The sequence below is a fragment of the Duganella sp. sic0402 genome (assembly GCF_019219065.1).
GTDB lineage: Bacteria > Pseudomonadota > Gammaproteobacteria > Burkholderiales > Burkholderiaceae_D > Rugamonas.
Genome location: NZ_JAHUWK010000010.1, coordinates 196,237 through 219,568, shown reverse-complemented (window position 1 = coordinate 219,568; position 23,332 = coordinate 196,237). Strand labels below are relative to the sequence as shown.

23 protein-coding genes are annotated in these 23,332 nt (G+C 61.2%); 19 read left to right on the top strand and 4 right to left on the bottom strand.

Translation table 11 applies throughout. The annotated features are described in order from the left end of the window. The first annotated feature begins 7 nt into the window (after positions 1-7). From KW842_RS21960 to KW842_RS21935, 6 genes are all read left to right on the top strand, one after another. On the top strand, positions 8-1,258 hold the full coding sequence (locus tag KW842_RS21960) for an alpha/beta fold hydrolase (protein ID WP_218306254.1): 1,251 nt from the start codon (positions 8-10) through the stop codon (positions 1,256-1,258). Between the two features lie 63 nt (positions 1,259-1,321). Beyond that, positions 1,322-2,056, top strand: coding sequence for a bifunctional demethylmenaquinone methyltransferase/2-methoxy-6-polyprenyl-1,4-benzoquinol methylase UbiE (ubiE, locus tag KW842_RS21955; RefSeq protein WP_218306253.1), 735 nt, complete (start codon positions 1,322-1,324; stop codon positions 2,054-2,056). A gap of 21 nt (positions 2,057-2,077) precedes the next feature. Continuing rightward, positions 2,078-2,986 carry a Tim44 domain-containing protein gene (locus KW842_RS21950; RefSeq protein ID WP_218306252.1) on the top strand — a complete coding sequence of 303 codons (909 nt, stop codon included), beginning with the start codon at positions 2,078-2,080 and terminating at the stop codon, positions 2,984-2,986. 80 nt (positions 2,987-3,066) lie between these two features. Further along, complete coding sequence (locus tag KW842_RS21945) at positions 3,067-3,675, top strand: SCP2 domain-containing protein (RefSeq protein WP_218306251.1); 609 nt, start codon at positions 3,067-3,069, stop codon at positions 3,673-3,675. Next, complete coding sequence (ubiB, locus tag KW842_RS21940) at positions 3,672-5,240, top strand: ubiquinone biosynthesis regulatory protein kinase UbiB (protein WP_218306250.1); 1,569 nt, start codon at positions 3,672-3,674, stop codon at positions 5,238-5,240. Before KW842_RS21945 ends, ubiB begins: the two co-directional genes overlap by 4 nt. A 5-nt stretch (positions 5,241-5,245) precedes the next feature. Continuing rightward, complete coding sequence (locus KW842_RS21935) at positions 5,246-5,839, top strand: methyltransferase (RefSeq protein WP_218306249.1); 594 nt, start codon at positions 5,246-5,248, stop codon at positions 5,837-5,839. Here the strand turns inward: KW842_RS21935 and KW842_RS21930 are convergent. Further along, a complete protein-coding gene (locus tag KW842_RS21930) occupies positions 5,834-6,217 on the bottom strand; it encodes a hypothetical protein (RefSeq protein ID WP_218306248.1) in 384 nt (127 codons plus the stop codon). The genes KW842_RS21935 and KW842_RS21930 overlap by 6 nt on opposite strands. A gap of 23 nt (positions 6,218-6,240) precedes the next feature. After that, the gene (locus KW842_RS21925) at positions 6,241-6,447 is read right to left on the bottom strand and encodes a hypothetical protein (protein WP_218306247.1); all 207 of its coding nucleotides are present in this window, start codon (positions 6,445-6,447) and stop codon (positions 6,241-6,243) included. Positions 6,448-6,689: 242 nt separating this feature from the next. Here KW842_RS21925 and KW842_RS21920 point away from each other — a divergent pair, with 242 nt between their 5' ends. From KW842_RS21920 to KW842_RS21865, 12 genes are all read left to right on the top strand, one after another. Next, a complete protein-coding gene (locus KW842_RS21920; protein WP_218306246.1) occupies positions 6,690-6,974 on the top strand; it encodes an FmdB family zinc ribbon protein in 285 nt (94 codons plus the stop codon). Positions 6,975-7,002: 28 nt separating this feature from the next. After that, a complete protein-coding gene (locus KW842_RS21915) occupies positions 7,003-7,635 on the top strand; it encodes a DUF502 domain-containing protein (RefSeq protein ID WP_218306245.1) in 633 nt (210 codons plus the stop codon). 37 nt (positions 7,636-7,672) lie between these two features. After that, on the top strand, positions 7,673-9,472 hold the full coding sequence (aspS, locus tag KW842_RS21910; RefSeq protein WP_218306279.1) for an aspartate--tRNA ligase: 1,800 nt from the start codon (positions 7,673-7,675) through the stop codon (positions 9,470-9,472). Positions 9,473-9,520: 48 nt separating this feature from the next. Next, positions 9,521-9,973, top strand: coding sequence for a dihydroneopterin triphosphate diphosphatase (nudB, locus tag KW842_RS21905; RefSeq protein WP_218306244.1), 453 nt, complete (start codon positions 9,521-9,523; stop codon positions 9,971-9,973). 67 nt (positions 9,974-10,040) lie between these two features. Continuing rightward, the gene (locus tag KW842_RS21900) at positions 10,041-10,859 is read left to right on the top strand and encodes an endonuclease/exonuclease/phosphatase family protein (protein WP_218306243.1); all 819 of its coding nucleotides are present in this window, start codon (positions 10,041-10,043) and stop codon (positions 10,857-10,859) included. A gap of 9 nt (positions 10,860-10,868) precedes the next feature. Further along, a complete protein-coding gene (gene clsB / locus KW842_RS21895; protein WP_218306242.1) occupies positions 10,869-12,032 on the top strand; it encodes a cardiolipin synthase ClsB in 1,164 nt (387 codons plus the stop codon). Continuing rightward, on the top strand, positions 12,029-12,400 hold the full coding sequence (locus KW842_RS21890; RefSeq protein ID WP_218306241.1) for a S4 domain-containing protein: 372 nt from the start codon (positions 12,029-12,031) through the stop codon (positions 12,398-12,400). Before clsB ends, KW842_RS21890 begins: the two co-directional genes overlap by 4 nt. A gap of 204 nt (positions 12,401-12,604) precedes the next feature. Next, the gene (locus KW842_RS21885) at positions 12,605-13,207 is read left to right on the top strand and encodes a TetR/AcrR family transcriptional regulator (protein WP_218306240.1); all 603 of its coding nucleotides are present in this window, start codon (positions 12,605-12,607) and stop codon (positions 13,205-13,207) included. 35 nt (positions 13,208-13,242) lie between these two features. Continuing rightward, the gene (locus KW842_RS21880; RefSeq protein ID WP_218306239.1) at positions 13,243-15,033 is read left to right on the top strand and encodes an acyl-CoA dehydrogenase C-terminal domain-containing protein; all 1,791 of its coding nucleotides are present in this window, start codon (positions 13,243-13,245) and stop codon (positions 15,031-15,033) included. 12 nt (positions 15,034-15,045) lie between these two features. Next, complete coding sequence (locus KW842_RS21875; protein ID WP_218306238.1) at positions 15,046-17,445, top strand: 3-hydroxyacyl-CoA dehydrogenase/enoyl-CoA hydratase family protein; 2,400 nt, start codon at positions 15,046-15,048, stop codon at positions 17,443-17,445. A gap of 11 nt (positions 17,446-17,456) precedes the next feature. Beyond that, entirely contained in the window at positions 17,457-18,653 is a 1,197-nt protein-coding gene (locus tag KW842_RS21870; RefSeq protein ID WP_218306237.1) for an acetyl-CoA C-acyltransferase, read from the top strand. A 66-nt stretch (positions 18,654-18,719) separates the two neighbouring features. Next, positions 18,720-19,493 carry an enoyl-CoA hydratase gene (locus KW842_RS21865; protein ID WP_218306236.1) on the top strand — a complete coding sequence of 258 codons (774 nt, stop codon included), beginning with the start codon at positions 18,720-18,722 and terminating at the stop codon, positions 19,491-19,493. A 49-nt stretch (positions 19,494-19,542) separates the two neighbouring features. Here KW842_RS21865 and KW842_RS21860 read toward each other — a convergent pair whose 3' ends face one another. Both KW842_RS21860 and KW842_RS21855 read right to left on the bottom strand, forming a co-directional pair. Then, positions 19,543-20,208, bottom strand: a complete 666-nt coding sequence (locus KW842_RS21860; RefSeq protein ID WP_218306235.1) for a GntR family transcriptional regulator — start codon at positions 20,206-20,208, stop codon at positions 19,543-19,545. Next, complete coding sequence (locus tag KW842_RS21855) at positions 20,205-21,149, bottom strand: dihydrodipicolinate synthase family protein (protein ID WP_218306234.1); 945 nt, start codon at positions 21,147-21,149, stop codon at positions 20,205-20,207. The genes KW842_RS21860 and KW842_RS21855 overlap by 4 nt, the downstream gene beginning before the upstream one ends. Positions 21,150-21,305: 156 nt before the next feature. Here KW842_RS21855 and KW842_RS21850 point away from each other — a divergent pair, with 156 nt between their 5' ends. Beyond that, on the top strand, positions 21,306-23,330 hold the full coding sequence (locus KW842_RS21850) for a M13 family metallopeptidase (protein WP_218306233.1): 2,025 nt from the start codon (positions 21,306-21,308) through the stop codon (positions 23,328-23,330). The last annotated feature ends 2 nt before the right edge of the window (positions 23,331-23,332 follow it).

Here is a 23,332-nt window from a genome sequence, read left to right as displayed (position 1 = left end):
AGAGCGTATGCTGGGCAAGATGTTGGTGTTGGTTGCGGCGCTGGTCGCCGGTGATGTGGGTGCGCAGGAGTACTACGGCGACTTCCGGCCGGATGCGCCAGAGCTGGCAGCGCGCGGTGCGTTGCTGGTCGGCGTGCGCACGCTGGTGGCGGAAAACAAAGACCAACTCGATGTCTTGCGCTACAGCGCCGAGCAGCCGAATCCGCGCTATGCGCGCAAGCTGACGCTGGAGGTATGGTATCCGGCGCGCCTGGCGGAAGGGCAGAAGGAGCATACCGTCTACACCGACGTGCTGGGCTCCGGCCCGAATGATCCCAAGCGTCCCAACACGCCGTTCCAGTTCAACGGCCGCGCCGCACGCGATGCGTCGCCGGTGGCTGGCACGCGCTACCCGTTAGTGATTATCTCGCACGGCTATCCGGGGTCACGCTTGCAGATGAGCTATCTGACCGAAAACCTGGCCTCAAAAGGCTACGTGGTGGTCGCCATCGACCATCCGGAATCAACCCGCGCCGACAAGGCCGGCTTTGCCAGCACGCTGCTGAACCGCCGCCTGGACGACCTGTTTGTGCTGAACAGCGTCGCCGCCTGGGCCAAACCGGGCAGCGGCAGCTTCCTGGCCGGCCTGGTGGATGCCGACAATACCGCGCTGGTCGGCTACTCGATGGGCGGCTACGGCGCGCTGAACACGGTTGGCGCCGGCGTGGGCGCCGCAGCAGCCGCGTTTGTTCCTGGCGGCAAGCTGGCGATCAACCAGCAGGGCAATCCGGCATACGCGGCCGCGCGCGACCAGCGCATCAAGGCGGTAGTGGCGTTCGCCCCATGGGGCGCCAATTACAAGGTGTGGGACGATGCAGGCCTGGCCGGCGTGCGCACGCCAACGCTGTTCATCACCGGCGACCAGGATGACGTGGCCGGCTATCAGGAAGGTGTGTTGCAACTATTTCAAAAGACCGTCAACGCCGACCGCTACCTGCTGACCTATGTCGGCGGCCGCCACAACTCGGCGCCGAATCCGCCGTCGCCGGCGCATTTCAGCAATTTCGACGATTTCCAGTCCTATTCCGAGCCAGTATGGGACAGCCGCCGCATCAACAATATCAACCAGCACTTTGTGACGGCCTTCCTCGGCATCCAGCTGAAACAGCAGCCTTTGCAGAGCTATTTGCAACTCACGCAGCAGTCCAATGACGAGTGGAAAGGCTTCTCCAAACGCAACGCTGTGGGATTGGAATGGCGCCACCTGCCGCCACAGTAGTCTTAAGGACCTTCTAAGACTTTCAGCTTGTATAATGCTGGCAAACTAACAGGCCTGCATAACATGACCAATACCACTCACTTCGGTTACAAAACCGTCGCGGAAGACGACAAAGTCCGCGAAGTTGCCAAGGTTTTCCATTCTGTCGCCGCCAAGTACGACATCATGAACGACGTCATGTCGGCTGGCCTGCACCGTGTCTGGAAGATCTTCACCATCGCCAATGCGGCCGTGCGTCCGGGTTTCAAATGCCTGGACATCGCTGGCGGCACCGGCGATCTGGCCAAGGTATTTGCCAAGCAGGCCGGCCCGACCGGCGAAGTGTGGCTGACCGACATCAACGAATCGATGCTGCGCGTGGGGCGCGATCGCCTCTTGAATCGCGGCCTGATGACCCCAACTTTGCTGTGTGACGCAGAAAAACTGCCATTCCCCGACAACTATTTTGACCGTGTCAGCGTCGCCTTCGGCCTGCGCAACATGACGCACAAGGACCAGGCGCTGAAAGAAATGCGCCGCGTGCTGAAACCGGGCGGCAAGCTGCTGGTGCTGGAATTCTCGAAAGTAGCCGAACCGCTGCAAAAACCATACGATCTGTACTCGTTCAAGGTGCTGCCATGGATGGGGCAGAAAATCGCCGGCGACGCCGAGAGCTACCGTTACCTGGCTGAATCCATCCGTATGCACCCGGACCAGGAAACGCTGAAGACCATGTTGGAAGATGCGGGCCTGGAACGGGTAACGTATTACAACCTGACGGCAGGTGTGGCCGCTTTGCACACCGGTATCAAAATGTAATCACGGAAGAGAGAGAACACAATGAATCTGAAAAAAATTCTGGTTGGCGCCATGATCGCCACCATGGCCGTTTCGACCCTGGTCGAAGCGCGCCCAGCCGGCGGCGGCAAATCGATCGGCCGCCAGTCGCAAAGCGTCAATCGCATGCCAGCGCAACCTGCGCCGCAGCAAGCGCCACGTCAGGCCCAGCCTAACCAGGCGCCTAACACGCCGCCGGCTGCCGCACCGAAGCCTAGCCCATGGAAGGGCATTCTGGGCGGCGCACTGCTGGGCCTCGGCCTGGGCGCGCTGTTCTCGCACTTCGGCCTGGGTGGCGCACTGGGTGGCGCCATTGGTTCGATCATCATGATCGCGCTGCTGGCTGGCGTGGTGTACTTCATCTTCCGCCTGATCCGCAGCAAGTCGCAGCCGGCGCCACGCGCTGCCGCGCCGTCGGCTTTCGGCGGTAACCAGAACGTCTACTCGATGCCGCAGCAAAGCGGTTCGGCGACGCCTGAAATCGGTTCGCGCCTGCAGCCAGCCGCCGCGCCGGTGCAGCAAGCGCACACCCAGTGGGGCGTGCCTGCCGACTTCGACCAGGCCAGCTTCCTGCGCGTTGCCAAGAGCAACTTCATCCGCCTGCAAGCGGCATGGGACAAGGGCGATGTGGCGGACATCCGTGAATTCACCACGCCGGAAGTGTTTGCCGAGATGCGCATGCAGATCAGCGAGCGCACCCAGGCTGATTACACCGATGTGGTCAGCATCGACGCCGAACTGCTGGGCATCGAAACCACCGACACCGAGTACCTGGCCAGCGTCAAGTTCACCGGCATGATCAAGCCTGCGGCCGATGCCCTGGCCGAGCCATACCACGAAGTGTGGAACCTGGTGAAACCGGTCAACGGTTCGAGCGGCTGGCTGCTGGGTGGTATTCAACAGCTCGCTTAAGCAAAACAGCTTCTGCTGGTAAAACTGGTAAGATCAAGGCCGCCCGTTCTCGGGCGGTTTTGTTTTTCTACAGCTAAAACATGATTTCACTTAATCCAGGCAGTTTTTCCGCGGCGCCGGCCAGCGCCGCCATCAATCATTTGCTGGCGCAGGAGCCGTGGGCGCGCCAGGAGTTGCAGCGTCACGCCGGCAAGACCGCCGCCATCGACGCCGGCTCGGTCGCGCTGCGCCTGCGCGTGATGGCGGACGGCTACCTGGAACCGGCGCCCGCCGACGAGGCGGCCCGCGTCACCATCCGCGTCAAGCTGTCGGACCTGCCGCTGATCGCGCAAAACCCTGATCGCGCCTTCTCCTACGTGCAAATCGAAGGCGATGCCGAATTCGCCAACGCCATCTCCAGCCTCAGCAAATCGCTGCGCTGGGAAGCCGAGCACGACCTGGAAAAAGTGATCGGCCCGATTGCCGCCGTGCGTGCCGTGTCAGGCGCCAAAGCCGCGTTTCAGGCGGTCCGCAGCGGCCATCAGAAACTGGCGGAAAACGTCGCCGAATTCCTGCTCGATGAAAAACAGGTGCTGGTGCGCCCGCAAACGGTAGAGGCATACTCGGCCGATGTGATGCGCCTGCGCGATGACGTCGAACGCGCCGCCAAGCGCCTGGCCAAGCTGGAACAGAAACTGGGAACCCAATGATGCTGAAATTTTTGCGCCTGCTGAAAATTCTGCGGGTATCGGTGCGTTACGGCCTCGACGAAATCGCCATCTCCGGCTTGAAAAAGCCGCGCATCACCAAACTGATCGACACCGTCTTCTTCTGGCGCGACCTGTCGTCGCCGCGCGGCGTGCGGCTGCGCATGGCGCTGGAAGAGCTGGGGCCTATCTTCGTCAAGTTTGGCCAGGTGCTGTCCACCCGCAGCGACCTGATTCCGCCGGATTTGCAGATCGAGCTGGCGCACCTGCAGGACCGCGTGCCGCCGTTCGATCCCGATCTGGCAATTGCGCAGATCCGCAAATCGCTGGGCGCGCATCCGGACCAGCTGTTCGCCACCTTCGAGCGCAATCCGGTGGCCTCGGCCTCGATCGCGCAAGTGCACTTCGCCACGCTGAAGGATGGCCGCCAGGTGGCGGTCAAGGTACTGCGTCCGGGCATGAAGAAGACCATCGACGACGACGTCGCCCTGATGCATGTGGCGGCAGAATGGATCAGCAATCTGTGGGCCGACAGCAAGCGCCTCAAGCCGCGCGAAGTGGTGGCCGAGTTCGATAAATACCTGCACGACGAGCTGGACCTGATGCGCGAAGCGGCCAACGCCAGCCAGCTGCGCCGCAACTTCGCTGAATCGAATCTGCTGCTGGTGCCGGAAATGCACTGGGACTATTGCTCGTCCAGCGTGATCGTCATGGAGCGCATGCACGGCATTCCGGTGTCGCAGATCGACCGCCTGGAAGCGGCGGGCGTGGACCTGAAAAAGCTGTCCAGCGACGGCGTGGAAATCTTCTTCACGCAGGTGTTCCGCGACGGGTTCTTTCATGCTGACATGCACCCTGGGAACATCCTGGTGTCGGTCGAGCCGGAAACTTTTGGCCGCTATATCGCGCTGGACTTCGGCATCGTCGGCACGCTGACCGATTTCGACAAGGATTACCTGTCGCAGAACTTCCTGGCCTTCTTCCGCCGCGATTACAAGCGGGTGGCCGAGGCGCACATCGAATCCGGCTGGGCGCCCAAGGAAACCCGCGTCGACGAGCTGGAATCGGCGGTGCGCGCCTGCTGCGAGCCGATCTTCGACCGGCCGCTGAAAGACATCTCCTTCGGCCAGATCCTGCTGCGCCTGTTCCAGACTTCGCGCCGCTTCAATGTAGAAGTGCAGCCGCAGCTGGTGCTGTTGCAAAAAACCCTGCTGAATATCGAAGGCCTGGGCCGCCAGCTTGATCCCGACCTGGACCTGTGGAAGACCGCCAAGCCCTATCTGGAAAACTGGATGGCCGACCAGGTCGGCATCAAAGGCTTTATGCAGCGCCTGAAGGCCGAGGCGCCGCGCTACGCCCACATCTTCCCGCAACTGCCACGGCTGATGCATCAGGCGCTGGAACGGCACGCGGAAAAGCCCAACGACAATACCGAGCTGATCCGCGCGCTGGTGATCGAACAGCAGCGCACCAATCGCCTGCTGGGCGTGGTGATCTACAGCGCCGTTGCGGTGGCGCTGGGCTACGCCGGCTATGAGTTCTATCTGCGCTTCCATCATCTGCTGTAACGGCGATGGCGGACTTCCTGCAGCGTGATCCGCAGTTGCCGGCGTTCTGGGATGAACGCTTCGAACGCAGCTTCACGCCATGGGACCAGGGCGGCGTGCCGCAGGCTTTGCGCGGCTTCGCCGCTGCCAGCGCGCCGCTGGTCACCTTGATCCCCGGTTGCGGCTCGGCCTACGAGCTGGCCTTCCTGGCGGAGCAGGGCTGGGACGCCACCGCGATTGATTTCTCGCCGGCCGCCGTGGCGCTGGGCAAGACGCTGGCGGGTCCGCATGCGGAGCGTGTGAACCAAGCGGATTTTTTCCTGTGGCAGCCGGCGCGGCCGCTGCAACTGATTTACGAGCGTGCCTTCCTGTGTGCCATGCCGCGCGCCATGTGGCCGCAAGTCGCGGCACGCTGGGCGGAGTTGCTGGCGCCAGGCGCGCTGCTGGCCGGCTATTTCTTCTTTGACGATGCGCCCAAGGGGCCGCCGTTCGGTATCAGCCGCGCGCAGCTCGATGCGCTGCTGGCGGCTGACTTCAGCTGCATTGCCGACGCTGCCGTCAGCGGCTCGATACCGGTGTTTGCCGGCAAGGAGCGCTGGATGGTGTGGCGCCGCTTATAGCGTGTAGTGCTTCTCCGGGTCCGGCGCGATGGCTTCGCCGGTGCGCTTTTTGTACGGCATCAGAAACAGCATCAGCAGGCCCAGCCCGAGCATGGTCACGCCAGACGGTTCCGGCACCGGGCTGGCGACCGGGCGCACCGCTGCCGCTTGCGTTTGTTGCGGCGTTGGCAGCAGCGCGGCTTCGGCAACCTCGGCAGCCTCCATCGCATGGCTGGCCTGCAACTGCCGTTCCAGTGTGAGCACAGGCGGGTCTTGCTCGCCCGGCAACGTCACTTTGGTACGCTGATCGGCGTCGATGTAATCATGGGCGCGCATCGCCCAGGCCGGGCTGGTACCCCACAGCGCCGTGCAAAGTATCAGAAAAAACAGCTGTTTCATGGCGCCTCCTACTGACAAGGTCATCATTCGCCAGGCTGATAGGCGCGGCGGTCTGGCAGACGAGGCGCATGGCGCAGCGCTTGCAGGCCGAGCACAATCGCAACGCCCAGCAGGACGGTGCGGCGATGCAGCGGTTCTGCAGGCGATTGCGCGGCGTATTGGGTGTCGGCAGCGAAGGCAGGGACTGCCAGCGCGCTGGCCAGGATGCTGGCGTAGAGGTGGTTTTTCATCAGATTTCCCACAGAATCAAAGAGTTAGAGCGTCGTAAGTCCAGGACGGCGAACGAGGCGTAGATTCAGGGATTGGGAAATCAGCGCTTGCTAAGTGGCATTTAATCATGCTTTCCAACAATATGCGAATAGATTTTCTCAATGAAATCGATCTGCAACACAGCCTTAGCCACAGGAAACAGTCAGAAGGGCCGCAAAAGGCTTTATAATTCAGGGTTTTGATGATTTTTGCGGAGTAATAGATGCCGATCTACGCGTACCGCTGTGAAGCATGCGGTTTTGCCAAGGACGTCTTGCAGAAGATTTCCGACCCGCAATTGACGGTTTGCCCGTCGTGCGGCAAGGAGTCGTTTAAGAAGCAATTGACTGCGGCTGGTTTTCAGCTCAAAGGTTCGGGTTGGTATGTGACCGATTTCCGTGGCGGCACGCCGCCAGCCACCGGTACGTCCACCGGTCCGAAATCCGACGCGCCGGCGCCGGCTCCGGCCCCGACGCCATCGCCATCGGGCGGCTCCAGCGACACCTGAAGCACTCCATCCATTACCAAGGACATCGATGCGTAAATATTTCATTACCGGCTTGCTGATACTGGTTCCCCTGGCGATTACCGCGTGGGTGCTGAACCTGGTGATCAGCACCATGGACCAGTCCCTGCTGTTCGTGCCGGAACGCTGGCAGCCGCGTACCCTGATCGGCTTCGATATCCCTGGCCTTGGCACTTTGCTGACCGTCATCATCGTGTTCCTGACCGGCCTGCTGACCAACAACCTGGTCGGCAATTATGTGGTGCGCCTGTGGGAAAAGCTGCTGACCCGGATTCCGGTGGTCAGCTCGCTGTATTCCAGCGTCAAGCAGGTGTCGGACACGCTGTTCTCGTCGTCCGGCAACGCCTTCCGCAAGGCCGTGCTGGTGCCGTATCCGCACCAGAATTCGTGGACCATCGCCTTCCTGACCGGCGCGCCGGGCGGGGATGTGAAGAACCACCTGATCGGCGAATACGTCAGCGTGTATGTGCCGACTACGCCGAATCCGACCTCGGGCTTTTTCCTGATGATGGCCAAAAAGGATGTGGTCGAACTCGACATGACTGTCGATGCGGCCCTGAAGTACATCGTGTCGATGGGTGTGGTGGCGCCGGAAGACGCCGTGCCGAAAACCATCGTCCTGAACGACACCAAGATTAACTGAGTAACCTAACCTGAACCGAGAAATAAACATGTCCTCAATGCGTACTCACTACTGCGGCCTCACCACTGAAGCGCTGCTTGGCCAAACCGTCAGCCTGTGCGGCTGGGTACATCGTCGCCGTGACCACGGCGGCGTGATCTTCATCGACCTGCGCGACCGCGAAGGCCTGGTGCAGATCGTTTGCAATCCGGAACAGGCTGAAGTATTCAAGGCCGCCGAAGCCGTGCGTAACGAGTTCTGCCTGCGCGTCACCGGCGTGGTCAAGGACCGCCTGGCCGGCACCGTCAACAACAACCTGAAATCGGGCAAGATCGAAGTCATCTGCTCGCAACTGGAAGTGCTGAACGCCTCCGTGGCCGTGCCATTCCAGCTGGACGACGACAACCTGTCGGAAACCACCCGCCTGACCCACCGCGTGCTGGACCTGCGCCGTCCACAGATGCAGAACAATCTGCGCCTGCGCTACAAGGTGACCATGGAAGTGCGTAAGTATCTGGACGAGCTGGGCTTCATCGACATCGAAACCCCGATGCTGACCAAGTCGACCCCGGAAGGCGCGCGCGACTACCTGGTGCCGTCGCGCGTCAACGCCGGCAACTTCTTCGCGCTGCCGCAATCGCCACAGCTGTTCAAGCAGCTGCTGATGGTGGCCAACTTCGACCGTTACTACCAGATCACCAAGTGCTTCCGCGACGAAGACCTGCGCGCCGACCGTCAGCCGGAATTCACCCAGATCGACTGCGAAACCTCGTTCCTGACCGAACAGGAAATCCGCGATCTGTTCGAAGACATGATACGCAAAGTGTTCAAGAACACCATGGATGTCGACCTGCCTAACCCGTTCCCGGTGATGGACTTCGCCGAAGCGATGGGCAGCTACGGTTCGGACAAGCCGGACATGCGCGTCAAGCTGCAATTTACCGAACTGACCGACGTGGTCAAAAATGTGGAATTCAAGATCTTCAACGCCGCCGCCAACCTGCCGAACGGCCGTGTGGTCGGTATGCGCGTTCCAAAAGGCGGTTCGATGCCGCGTTCGGAAATCGACGCTTACACCCAGTTCGTCGCCATCTACGGCGCCAAAGGCCTGGCTTACATCAAGGTCAATGAAAAAGCCAAGGGCCGTGACGGTCTGCAATCGCCTATCGTCAAAACCATTGACGACGCCACCCTGGCCAAGATCCTGGAACTGACCGGCGCTGAAGACGGCGACCTGATCTTCTTCGGCGCGGACAAAGCCAAAGTCGTGAATGACGCCATCGGCGCACTGCGCGTGAAAATCGGCCACTCGGAATTCGGCAAGGCTGCCGGCCTGTTCGACGACGTCTGGGCGCCATTGTGGGTGATCGACTTCCCGATGTTCGAATACGACGAAGAGTCGGATCGCTGGACCGCGACCCACCATCCGTTCACCGCGCCGAAAGATGGCCATGAAGACTGGCTGGAAACCAATCCGGGCGCCTGCATCGCCAAGGCCTACGACATGGTGCTGAACGGCTGGGAACTGGGCGGCGGTTCGATCCGTATCCACCGCGAAGAAGTGCAGTCGAAAGTGTTCCGCGCGCTGAAGATCGACGCCGACGAAGCCCGCCTGAAGTTCGGCTTCCTGCTGGATGCGCTGCAATACGGCGCGCCACCGCACGGCGGCCTGGCATTCGGCCTGGACCGTATCGTCACGCTGATGACCAAGTCGGATTCGATCCGCGACGTGATCGCCTTCCCGAAAACCCAGCGCGCGCAGGATCTGCTGACGCAAGCCCCTTCGGAAGTCGACGAGAAGCAGTTGAAAGAGCTGCACATCCGTCTGCGCACTGTCGAGCCGAAAGTAGCCGGCTAAGTCGTACCATGGAAAAGGCGCTGCGGCGCCTTTTCTTTTATCGAGCCCATGAACAAGCCTTACAAGATTCCCGAATCGGTGCTGGTGGTGATCCACACCGCCGACCTGCAAGTGCTGCTGATCGAGCGTGCCGCCAATCGCGGCTACTGGCAATCGGTGACCGGCTCGCTGGACGCGCCGGATGAGCCGCTGCTGGCCACCGCCACGCGCGAACTGTTCGAGGAAACCGGCATCGTCGCCGACGGCGAGCACATTGTGCTGCGCGACTGGCGCCTGTCCAACGTCTACGAGATCTACCCGGTCTGGCGGCACCGCTACGCGCCTGGCGTCACCCACAACACCGAGCACGTCTTCAGCGTTGAAGTACCGCGCGACATCCCCATCGCCCTCAGCCCGCGCGAGCACGTCGACCACATCTGGCTGCCCCACCTGGCCGCCGCCGACAAATGCTTCTCCTTCTCCAACGCCGAAGCCATCCTCCAGCTGCCCCGGCAAACCTAAATCCCCGGATGGGACTATGTGCGGCGGCGCACGTCGAGTTTGCTGTTGCGGGAGTAGAATATGTCGCATGAAGATCCGTGTTGCGACCTATAACATCCATAAGGGCGTTTCCAGCATTCGTGCGGAACCGCGTGTGCTGGCGCTGAAGCAGGCCATCGGCATGTTTGATGCGGATGTGGTTTTTTTGCAAGAAGTGCAGGGCAAGCACGATTTAAAGGCGGCCAGGTACGGCGCCGAGCATCTCGGCCACAAGCATTGGCCCGCTGCAGCGCAGCATGAGTATTTTGCTGGCGAGTCGCGCCACCTGCACGCCGCCTATGGCATGAACGCTGTGTATGACCACGGCCACCACGGCAACGCGCTGCTGAGCGCTTTCCCCATCGCCAGCCAGCTGAACCGCGATGTATCCGACCACGCCTACGAACAGCGCGGCATCCTGCATTGTGTGCTGGACACCCCGCATGGACCGGTGCATTGCTATGTGGTTCACCTGGGCCTGTTCGAGAGCGGCCGCCGGCGCCAGACGCAGGCGCTGATCAACGCGGTCAAGGAAACCGCGCCGGATGGCGAACCGGTGGTGATCGCCGGCGATTTCAATGACTGGCGCAATACCCTCAGCAACGAGCTATACAACGCGCTCGGCGTGGTCGAGGCATTCGATGAGATCGAAGGCTCGAATACCGCGCTGGGCGAAATCATGCGCAAGCTGCGCCGCAAGAGCAGCATCATTCCAGCGCGCACTTTTCCGGCCGCGCTACCATTTTTCCGTCTCGACCGGATTTATGTGCGCGGCTTTAAGGTTGACGCGGCCGAGGTCATGCATGGTAGTCTCTGGGCCAAGCTATCCGACCACGCTCCCATCGTCGCCTCGTTGACGCTGGCGTGAGCGCCAACTATGCGCCCAGTAAATTTTTTAGCCGATAACGAAGTCACACTGCTCCACACAGGCACCGATTATTTCCCGGCGCTGATCGCCGCCATCGACGCCGCGCAGTATGAAGTCTATTTTGAAACCTATATCTTCGCCGGCGACGACACCGGCAAGCTGGTGGTGGCCGCGCTGATACGCGCCGCACAGCGGGGCGTGCAAGTGCGTGTGATTACCGACTGGTGGGGCACCGGCCGCCGCCAGATCAACAGCATGCACGATGAGCTGACCGCCGGCGGCGTCGAACACCGCCGCTTCAATCCCTGGTTCAAGCGCGGCGTGACCCGCACCCACCGCAAAATCTGCGTGGCGGACCGCGCCGTCGCCTACGTCGGCGGCATCAATATCAACGACGATATGTTCTGCGATTACGATCACAGCAAAGCGTTGTCGTCGCCGCGCTGGGATTTCGCGGTGCAGGTGCGCGGCCCGCTGGTGGCCGAAATCCAGCTGGAGGCGGTCACGCAATGGCGCCGCCTCGGCAAGCTCAGCCTCATCAAGCGCATCGGCCTGTACCGCGACATGCGCAAGGTGGAAAAGATCGCCGCCGCGCACGCTGTGCAAGCCGGCTTCGTGGTGCGCGACAACCTGCGCAACCGGCATACCATCCAGCGTGCCTACCTGAAGGCGCTGGGCCAGGCGCGCAAGAGCGTGCTGCTGGCCAATCCCTATTTTGCACCGAGCCGCAAGTTCCGCCGTGCGCTGACCGCCGCAGCCGAGCGCGGCGTCGAGGTGGTGCTGCTGATCGGGGTCGGCGAAATCTGGCTGCAGGATGCGGTGGCGCACTCCTTCTACCCGAAGCTGCTTGCGGCCGGCGTCAAAGTGGTGGAATATCACAAGACGCAGCTGCACGCCAAGGTCGCGGTCATCGACGACGACTGGGCCACGGTCGGCTCCAGCAATGTGGACGGGCTGAGCCTGTTCCTGAATCAGGAAGCCAATGTGGTGATCAAGGACGCGGCGTTTGCGCAGAGCTTGCGCAAGCATATCGAAGACGCGATTGCCGACGGCAAGGTCATCACTTATGATGACTTCGAGCATGTCGGCCATGTGCGCCGTATCGGCTATGAGATTGCGTTTGTGTTCTACAAGTTATTAATGCGGGTGTTCGCAGTGGGGAAATACGCGTGAGCGAAGGTGTACGACTGGATAAATGGCTGTGGGCAGCGCGTTTCTTTAAAACCCGCTCGCTGGCGTGCGTAGCGGTTGATCGCGGCCGGGTGAGCGTCAACGGCGATCGCGTCAAGCCGGCGCGCAGCGTCAAGCTTGGCGACGTGCTGGAAATCGACAATGGCTCCGATCAGTGGGAAGTCGACGTAATGGGCCTGTCTGACGTGCGCGGCCCGGCGCCGGTGGCGCGCAACCTGTATGAAGAAACCGATGTCAGCGTGGCGCGCCGCGCTGCCGTGGCGGAAAACCGCCGCTTGTACCGCGAGCCGGGCACCACCATCAAGGGTCGTCCGACCAAACGCGACCGCCGCGAATTGGATAAGCTGTAACTTACTCCCTCCTGCATTGCTGCTATGCAGCAATAGAACGCCACCTCTAAAGGTACTGTTTGACATTCACTCTCAAGTGGATAATAGTACGAGCGTTCGCAATTCTTTTCACACAGAGTAAATTTAACTGGAGCAGAATAATCCTTCTCCAGATTTTAAAAAATTACTTTGGGATGTAATCTTATTAATACTTTAACTAAATTTATGCGCAAGGGCGAGTTAACCCGTGCGGCAATCCTGGATATGGCGCTTGACCTGGCCAGCCGTGACGGTCTGGAAGGCCTGACCATCGGATTGCTCGCAGATAAGATGAACATGAGCAAATCCGGCGTGTTTGCGCACTTCGGATCGCGTGAAGATTTGCAGTTGGAAGTACTGAAGCTGTATCACCATCGTTTCGAACAGGAAGTGTTCTTCCCCAGCGTCAAAGAGCCACGCGGCATTCAGCGCCTGCAGGCGATGTTTGCGCGCTGGGTCAAGCGCGTCAGCGTGGAGGTGGCATCGGGCTGCATCTATATCAGTGGCGCGGTGGAGTATGACGACCGTCCAGGTCCGATCCGCGAAGAATTGATGGCCATGGTGCTGGCCTGGCAGGGCGCGCTGCTGCGCTGCGTGAAGCAGTCGGTGGAATGCGGCGACCTGAAAGCGGACACCGATCCGCAACAGCTGGTCTATGAGATGTACGGCCTGATCCTGGCCCTGCATCACGACGGCCGCTTCCTGCGCATCCCTGGCAGCCTGGAGCGGGCTGCCAAGGGCTTTGAGCGGGTGCTCGAAACGTATCGCATGACAGTCAATTCGCATTAATCAAATCAAACTACAGTAGTCATCAGGAGAAAACCATGGGTCAATACGTCGCGCCAATCCGGGATATGCAATTCGTTCTGCACGAGCTGCTGAAGGTGGAAGATGAACTGAAAACGCTGCCGAACTACTCGGAAATCGATGCCGACATCATCAACCAGGTGCTGGAAGAGGGCGGCAAGTTCACCTCCGAAGTGCTGTTCCCGCTGAACCACAGCGGCGACCGCGAAGGCTGCCACTACGATGGCGCGACCAAGTCGGTGACCACTCCTAAAGGCTTCAAGGAAGCTTACAAGCAGTACGTTGAAGGCGGCTGGGCCGCGCTGGCCTGCGATCCTGAATACGGCGGCCAAGGCCTGCCAGTGGTGATGAACAACTCGTTCTACGAGATGCTGAACTCGGCCAACCAGGCCTGGACCATGTACCCTGGCCTGTCGCACGGCGCCTACGAGTGCCTGAAAGAACACGGCACCGACGAACAAAAGAAAACCTATCTGCCGAAACTGGTATCGGGCGAATGGACCGGCACCATGTGCCTGACCGAACCGCACTGCGGCACCGACCTGGGCATGCTGCGCTCGAAAGCGCTGCCACAGGAAGACGGCTCGTGGCTGATCACCGGCAACAAGATCTTCATCTCGGCCGGCGAACACGATATGGCGGAAAACATCCTGCACCTGGTGCTGGCCCGCGTGCCGGACGCACCGGAAGGCTCGAAAGGCATCTCGCTGTTCCTGGTGCCGAAGTTCCTGCCGAACGCTGACGGTTCGGTTGGCGAGCGCAACCCGATCACCTGCGGCGCGATCGAAGAAAAAATGGGCATCCACGGCAACTCGACCTGCCAGATGAATCTGGACGGCGCCAAGGGCTGGATCATCGGCCAGCCGAACAAGGGCCTGAATGCGATGTTCGTGTTCATGAACGCCGCCCGCCTGGGCGTGGGCATGCAGTCGCTGGGCCTGACCGAAGTGGCTTACCAGAACGCCGTGGTGTACGCCAAAGACCGTATCCAGATGCGCTCGCTGACCGGCCCGAAAAATCCGGAAAAACCAGCCGATCCGATCATCGTGCACGCCGACGTGCGCCGCATGCTGCTGACTGGCCGTGCCTATGCTGAAGGCGCACGCGCTTTCACCTCTTACGTGGCGCTGCAGATCGACCGCGAACTGCACCACCCTGACGAAGATGTGCGCAAGGAAGCCGGCGACGAAGTCGCGCTGCTGACCCCGATCATCAAGGCCTTCATCACCGACAACGCCTGGATCGCCACCTCGGAAGCCATGCAAGTGTACGGCGGCCACGGCTACATCAGCGAGTGGGGCATGGAGCAGTATGTGCGTGACGCGCGTATCAACCTGATCTACGAAGGCACCAACACCGTGCAGTCGCTGGACCTGCTGGGCCGCAAAATCCTGGGCGACAACGGCGCCAAGCTGCGCAAGTTCGGCGAGAAGATCAAATCCTTCGTCGAAGAAAACGGCCTGGATGAAAACCTGAGCGAATTCATCACCCCGCTGGGCGACCTGGGCGACAAAGTCACCAAGCTGACCATGGAAATCGGCATGAAAGCCTTCCAGAACGCCGATGAAGTAGGCGCCGCCGCCGTGCCTTACCTGCGCGTGGTTGGCCACCTGGTGTACAGCTACTTCTTCGCGCAAATGGCCAAGATCGCGCTGGAAAAACAGGACAGCAGCGACACCTTCTACAAAACCAAGCTGGCGACCGCGCGCTTCTACTTCGCCCGCCTGCAACCAGAAACCGCAACCCTGATCCGCCAGGCGCGTTCCGGCTCCGCCAACCTGATGGCGCTCGACGCAGACCTGTTCTAAGAGGAAAAGACAATGACCAATTTCATCGTTAAAAAAGTAGCCGTGCTGGGCGCCGGCGTGATGGGTGCGCAGATCGCCGCGCATTGCGTCAACGCCAAAGTGCCTGTGGTGCTGTTCGACCTGCCGGGCAAGGAAGGTACGCCGAAGAACGGCATCGTCCTGAAAGCCATCGAAGGCCTGAAAAAACTGTCGCCTGCGCCGCTGGGCAACAAGGAACACGCTGCGCTGATCGAAGTCGCCAACTACGAAGACGACCTGGCCAAGCTGGCCGAGTGCGACCTGATCATTGAAGCGATCGCCGAGCGCCTCGACTGGAAACATGACCTGTACAAGAAAGTCGCACCGCACATTGCGCCGAACGCCATCTTCGCCTCGAATACCTCGGGCCTGTCGATCGGCAAGCTGGCCGAAGGCTTTGATGCGGACCTGAAAGCACGCTTCTGCGGCGTGCACTTCTTCAATCCGCCGCGCTATATGCACCTGGTGGAAATCATCCCGACCCCGGACACCAAGCCAGAAATCGCCGACCAGCTGGAAGGCTTCCTGACCTCGACCCTGGGCAAGGGCGTGGTACGCGCCAAAGATACGCCTAACTTCATCGCCAACCGCGTGGGCGTGTTCGGCATCCTGGCCATCGTCCACGAAGCTGAAAAATTCGGCCTGTCGGTGGACGTGGTCGATGATCTGACCGGCGCCAAGCTGGGCCGCGCCAAGTCGGGTACCTTCCGCACTGCGGACGTGGTCGGCCTGGATACCATGGGTCATGTGATCAAGACCATGCAGGACTACCTGCCGAACGATCCGTTCGCTGCCGTCTACAAGACCCCGGCCGTGCTGGCCAAGCTGGTCGAGAAGGGCGCGCTGGGGCAGAAAACCGGCGCCGGCTTCTACAAAAAAGTGGGCAAGGAAATTCAACGCCTGGACTTCGCCACCGGTGAATATGTACCAGGCGGCGCCAAGGCAGCTGACATCGTGGCCCGTATCCTGAAAGAAAAGGACCCGGTCAAGAAGATGAAAGCGATGCGCGAATCGACCAACCCGCAGGCGCAGTTCCTGTGGGCGATCTTCCGCGATGCCTTCCACTACATCGCCGTGCATCTGGAAGACATCGCCGACAACGCGCGCGATATCGACTTCGCCATGCGCTGGGGCTTCGGCTGGACCGTTGGCCCGTTCGAAACCTGGCAGGCATCCGGCTGGACGCAAGTGGCCCAGTGGGTCAAGGAAGACATCGACGCCGGCCACGCGCTGAGCAGCGCACCGCTGCCAGCCTGGGTATTCGAAGGCCCGGTCGCTGAAAAAGGCGTGCACACTCCGGAAGGTTCGTGGTCGCCGAAAGCCAATGCCTACATCCCGCGTTCGGATCTGGCCGTGTACAAGCGCCAGGAATTCCGCGCGCCGGTGCTGGGTTCGGGCGAACTGGATGGCCGCAAAGCAGGCACCACCGTGTACGAAGACGACGACGTGCGTCTGTGGCACTCGGGCGACGACGTGCTGGTGATCTCGATGAAAACCAAGCTGCACGTGATCAGCCCAGGCGTGATCGCCGGCTTCCGCAAAGCACTGGCCGAAGCAGAGAAAAACTTCAAGGGCCTGGTGATCTGGGCTGCCGACGCGGCCGATGGCGGCGCGTTTTCGGCCGGCGCCGACCTGCAATCGGCACTGCCAGCCTTCATGAGCGGCGGCGCGAAAGCAGTCGACCCGATCATCAAGGAACTGCAAGACACCTTCATGGCGATGAAATATTCGAACGTGCCGGTAGTGGCTGCGGTAGCTGGCCTGGCGCTGGGCGGCGGCTGCGAAATGGCGCTGCACGCGTCGAAACGCGTGGCGTCGATCGAGTCCTACATCGGCCTGGTGGAAGTGGGCGTGGGTCTGATCCCTGCCGGCGGCGGCCTGAAAGAGGCGGCCTCGCGCGCCTACAAGGAAGCCAAGGGCACCGACATCCTGCAATTCCTGAAAACCGGCTTCACCAACGCGGCCACCGCCAACGTGTCGAAATCGGCGCTGGAAGCGCAAGCGATGGGCTACCTGAAAGAAGACGACGTGATCGTGTTCAACCCGTACGAACTGCTGCACGTCGCCAAAACCGAAGCGCGCGCCATGTTCGACAAGGGCTACCGCGCGCCGTTGAAAGCGCCGATCCAGGTGACCGGCCGTTACGGCTGGGGCACCATCAAGGCGCAACTGGTCAATATGCGCGACGGTGGCTTCATCTCCGCGCACGACTTCAAGCTGGGCGACATGATCGCGCAAATCGTCAGCGGTGGCGATATCGATCAGGGTTCGTTCGTGAGCGAACAGTGGCTGCTGGACATGGAACGCAAAGCCTTCCTGGAGCTGCTGAACCATCCGAAAACCCAGGAGCGCATCATGGGCATGCTGCAAACCGGTAAGCCAGTCCGCAACTAAGGAATAAGACAATGAGCAAACAAGTTCAAGACGCATACATCGTCGCAGCGACCCGCACCCCGATCGGCAAGGCGCCGCGCGGCATGTTCAACAAAACCCGCCCGGACGACCTGCTGGTGCGCGTGATCCAGTCGGCACTGGCACAGGCGCCAGGCCTGGACCCGGCGCTGATCACCGACGCCATCATCGGCTGCTCGTTCCCGGAAGCGGAACAGGGCTTCAACATCGCCCGTCAATCGGTGCTGCTGGCCGGCCTGCCGAAGACTGTCGGCGGCGTGACCATCAACCGTTACTGCGCTTCGGGCATCACCGCCCTGGCGATGGCGGCTGACCGCATCCGCGTTGGCGAAGCCGATGTGATGCTGGCTGGCGGCGTGGAGTCGATGTCGATGGTACCGATGATGGGCCACCATCCATCGATGAACCTGAATATGTTCACCGACGAAAACGTCGGCATGGCATATGGCATGGGCCTGACCGCTGAGAAAGTGGCCGAGCAATGGAAAGTGTCGCGCGAAGCGCAGGATGCGTTCTCGGTGGAATCGCACCGCCGCGCCATCGCCGCGCAGCAAGCCGGTTTCTTCAAGGACGAGACCACCCCGGTCGAGATCATCACCCGCACGCCAGACCTGGCGACCGGCGAGATCAAAGTGAAAACCCGCACCGTCGATACCGACGAAGGCGCGCGTCCGGAAACCAGCCTGGAAACCCTGGGCAAGCTGAAGCCGGTGTTCGCTGCCAAAGGTTCGGTCACCGCAGGTAACAGCTCGCAGATGTCCGACGGCGCTGGTGCGCTGCTGGTGGTCTCCGAGAAGATCCTGAAAGAGCACAACCTGACCCCGCTGGCCAAGTTCTCGTCGTTCGCCGTGAAAGGCGTGCCGCCGGAAATCATGGGCATCGGTCCTAAGTTCGCGATTCCGGAAGCGCTGAAAGCCGCCGGCATCACCCAGGACCAACTGGACTGGATCGAACTGAACGAAGCGTTTGCAGCGCAGGCATTGGCGGTGATCGGCGATCTGGGCCTGGACCCAGCCAAGGTCAACCCGATGGGCGGCGCGATTGCGCTGGGTCACCCGCTGGGCGCAACCGGCGCGATCCGTGCCGCCACCGTGGTGCACGCACTGCGTCGCAACAACCTGAAATACGGCATGGTCACCATGTGCGTAGGTGCAGGCATGGGCGCAGCCGGCATCATCGAGCGCGTGTAATCACAATAACGCGATAAAGAAGGGCGCTGAGGTTCATCCCAGCGCCCTTTCATTTTGGAGACACACATGGAAATTCTGAACAGCATAGACAACGGCATCCTGACGCTGGAATTCAACCGTCCGGAACGCAAGAATGCGATCACCGCCGCGATGTACCAGGCCATGGCCGATGCGCTGACCGCCGCCGAAACCGACACTGCCGTGCGCGCCATCCTGTTGGTCGGCAAACCAGAGATTTTCACCGCCGGCAACGACCTGGAAGACTTCATGAAAAATGCGCCGACCAGCGGCGCGATTGAAGACCGTTCCGTCTACAAATTCATGATGGCACTGAGCGGCGCCACCAAACCGGTTGTCGCCGCTGTGGCCGGCAACGCGGTCGGCATCGGCACCACATTGCTGATGCATTGCGACCTGGTCTACGCCGCCGACAACGCCAAATTCTCGATGCCCTTCGTGCAGCTGGGCCTGTGCCCTGAATTCGGCTCCAGCCTGCTGCTGACGCAAATCGCCGGCTACCCGCGCGCCGCCGAGAAGCTGATGCTGGGCGAAGCCTTCGGCGCGCAAGAAGCGCTGGAGATAGGCCTGATCTCGAAAGTGCTGCCAGTCGACGAACTGCGCGCCTTTGCCGAAGGCCAGGCCGCCAAACTGGTCGCGCTGCCAGCCAGCTCGATCCGCGTCACGAAAGAACTGATGAAAGCCGCCCGCAAAGCGCCCACCAGCGAAGCCATCGCCGCTGAAAACATCCACTTCGGGAAAATGCTGTCCTCGCCGGAAGCCAAAGAAGCCTTCATGGCCTTCTTCCAGAAGCGCAAGCCGGACTTCACCCAGTTCGCTTAAGGTTCATTCGTCATGACAACTGCAAGCGGCGCGCGTTTGACGCAGGTCACTACGGGCGGCGCTGGGAGAGGATGAATTGCTCCAGGTCCTTGCAGGCATGTTCAATGTGACGCTTCAGCAGTGCGGCGGCGGCGCGTACGTTGTTGGTACGGCAGAGGTGGACCAGTTCTTCGTGTTCCTGCTGTGCTTGCTTGATGCTGTCGGCGCTCAGCGATAATTGCATGCGCGTGTAGCGGTCGGTTTGTTGCAGCAGTGTGGCGACGATGGCCGCAGTGCGCGGCTGGTCGGCGCGTGACAGCAATACGTCGTGCAATCGGGTGTTGAGTTCACCCCAGCGCGTCGTGTGCTGCGCGTGCAGTTCGACTTTGTATTCGGCCAGAATGGCGTCGAGTTCGGCGTAGTCTGCTTGCGTCAGCCTCGGCGCGGATTTCTTCAGTAGCAGCGGCTCCAGCAGGCTGCGCAGCATGAACAGCTCGCTGATCTCATCGAGCGACAATCCGGACACCACCGCGCCCTTGTGCGCGACGATTTTCACCAGTCCCTCGCCCTCCAGCTGCACCAGCGCCTCGCGCACCGGAATCCGGCTGATGCCGAATTCGGCGGCGAGGGCATCCTGCCGCAGCGAAAAACCTTCCGGCACTTCGCCCGACATGATCTTGCGGCGCAAGGCGTCGGCCGCCTGCTCCGCTACCGTGGTAACGGCAAAGCCTTTCACGCAGCCACGTCTTTCGACCAGCCCGCGTACCAGGTGCGGAACAGCGCGTACTGGGTTTCCGCGTAGCGGCGCTGGCTGGCGCTCAACTCGTCGGTGGCGTTGAAGTGCAGCGTGTATTCCGTGTCGCCGTTCAGCACCATCAGGTACTTGTAGAACAGCACCAGGTCGGTGCCCTCGTCAAACGACGACAGCATCAGCAGCGCGGCTTCCAGCTCGCGCGCCTGGCGACGCGCCACCGCATCGCCCGCAGCCGCCTTGCGCGACAGGGCAACCAGGTGCAGCACTTCGCGCGGCAGTGCATTGCCGATGCCGGTGATGGCGCCAGTCGCGCCGCAGTTGACGAAGCCATGGAACACTTGCGTATCCACGCCCACCATCAGCGTGACGTTGTCATCCTGGCTGGTGATGTGTTCGGCCGCATAGCGCAGGTCGGCGGCGCCGCCGAATTCCTTGAAGCCGATCAGGTTCGGATGCTTGGCGCGCAGTTCAAAGAACAGGTCGGCGCGGGTGGCGAAGCCGTAGTACGGGCTGTTGTAGATCACCGCCGGCAGCTTGGGTGCGGCTTCCAGGATGGCCGAGAAGTGCGCCTTCTGCGCCGCCGGCGACGAGCCGCGCGACAGCAGGCGTGGGATCACCATCAGGCCTTGCGCGCCCACTTTGGCCGCGTGCGCGGCGTGCGACACCGCTTCCTTTGAATTCACCGCGCCGGTGCCGACGATGGTTGGCACGCCGGCAGCCACCAGGCGGGCCACGCCTTCCTGGCGCTGCGCTTCGCTCAGCAGCGGCCAGTCGCCCATCGAACCGCAGTACACTACAGCGCTCATGCCGGCATCCACCAGCTCGCGGGCTTTCCGGACCAGGGCATCAAAGTCAGGGCTGCGATCTGCCTTGCAAGGCGTCATCAGGGCTGGAATGGTGCCGGTGAAAATATTGTCGCTCATGTGTTTCCTTCGGGCTGCGTTAATCGGGTAGAGAGTGTGCAGCCATCATAACTTGGCTTTGGATATTTTATACAATATAAAGTTGCGATGTGCCGATTTAGTCATGTAACATGCTGATTTTTAATAAGTAATTGTTTTTCCTATAAGGGAATGCCTGTGAAACGTTCGCTCATCAGCGCCGCTTGCTGCGCCTTGTTGCTCCTCTCCTCCCCATCGCATGCCCAGCAAGAGTCCGGCATCGACATGAAAACCCTGGACGCCTCGGTGCGTCCGCAGGATGATTTCTACGGCTACGTCAATGGCATCTGGGTGCGCAACACCGAGATCCCGGCCGACAAGTCGACTTGGGGCACCTATGTTGAATTGCGCGAGATCGCCCAGGGCCAGCTGCGCGCGCTGATCGACGCCACCGTCAAGAATCCGGGCAAGGTGGGCAGCGAAACCCACAAGGTCGCCGATCTGTACACCAGCTTCATGAACGAAAAGGCGCGTAACGCCGCCGGCTTCAAGCCGCTGCACGCTGACTTGGCCCGTGTCGCCGCCATCAAGGACAAGAAGGAACTGCCGGCGCTGTTCGCCTACCTGCAAGGCAGCGGCGTACAGACGCCGTTCTCGGCCGGCGTGTCGCCGGATGCGCAAAACCCGGAGCAGTACACCGTCAGCATCAACCAGTCGGGCCTGGGTCTGCCGGACCGCGACTACTACCTGAAGGACGACGACGCCAAACTGAAAGGCCTGCGTGACAAGTACCAGCAGCACGTCGCTACCATGCTGACGCTGAGCGGCGACAAGAACGCCGCCGCCCACGCCGCGCAAGTGCTGGACATTGAAACCCGTCTGGCCTCGGTGCAATGGACGCGCGTGCAGATGCGCGATCCGGTCAAATCCTATAATCGCGTCGACTTCGCCAAGTTCAGCGAGCTGGCGCCAGCTTTCGACTGGAATGCTTACTTTACTGCGGCCGGCTACGCGCCGAAAGCCTCGTCGGCGGTGGTGCGCCAGCCGAGCTTCCTGACTGGCCTGTCGCAGCAGCTGGCCGAAGTGCCGCTGGATGCATGGAAGAGCTACTTCAGCTGGCGCATCATCGACAGTTATGCGGCGTATCTGGACAGCGCCACCGTCAAGCAAAACTTTGCCTTTGAAGGCACGGCGCTGCGCGGCGTGCCGCAAAGCGAACCGCAATGGCAGCTGGCGCTGCGCTTCACCGATGCCTCGCTGAGCGACGCGGTCGGCAAGCTGTATGTGAAGACCTATCTGCCGCCGGAAACCAAGCCGCGCGTGATGGAGATGTTCAACAACTTCGTCGCTTCGTTCAAGGACGGCATCGATAAGCTGGACTGGATGGGCCCGGAGACCAAGAAGGAAGCCCAGGCCAAGCTGGCCGCGCTGAAACCGAAGATCGCTTATCCGGAAAAATGGCGCGACTACAGCAGCATGAAAACCCAGCCGAATGACCTGATCGCCAACGTCAAGGCCGTGCGCGCGTGGAGCCGCAAGAACAACCTGGACAAACTTGGCAAGCCGGTGGACCGCGATGAATGGTCGATGACGCCGCAAACCGTCAACGCCAGCTACAGCCCGCTGCTGAACGCGATCACCATTCCGGCTGCGATCCTGCAGCCGCCGTTCTTCAACGTGAAAGCGGAGGACGCAGTCAACTACGGCCTGCTGGGCATCACCTTCGGCCACGAGATCAGCCACGCGTTTGATGACTCGGGCAGCCAGTACGATTCGCACGGCCGCCTGCGCAACTGGTGGACGGCGGAAGACCGCGCCGCCTTCAAGACGCGCGCCGCCGGCCTGGTCAAGCAGTACAGCGCCTACAGCCCGGTGCCGGGCTACCACATCAACGGCGAGCTGACGCTGGGTGAAAACATCGGCGACAACTCCGGCCTGTCGATCACCTACAACGCCTACAAGCGTTCGCTGGACGGCAAGCCATCGCCAGTGATCGACGGCCTGACCGGCGAGCAGCGCCTGTACATCGGCTTCGCGCAGAAGTGGCGCGCCAAGCTGCGTCCGGAAGCGGCGATTGCGCAGATCAAGAGCGATCCGCATTCGCCTGGCGAGTTCCGCGCCAAGGGCACGGTGATGAACCAGCCTGGCTTCTACGAGGCGTTCGACATCAAGCCGGGCGACCCGATGTACCTGCCGCCGGAACAGCGCGTCATCATGTGGTAAGG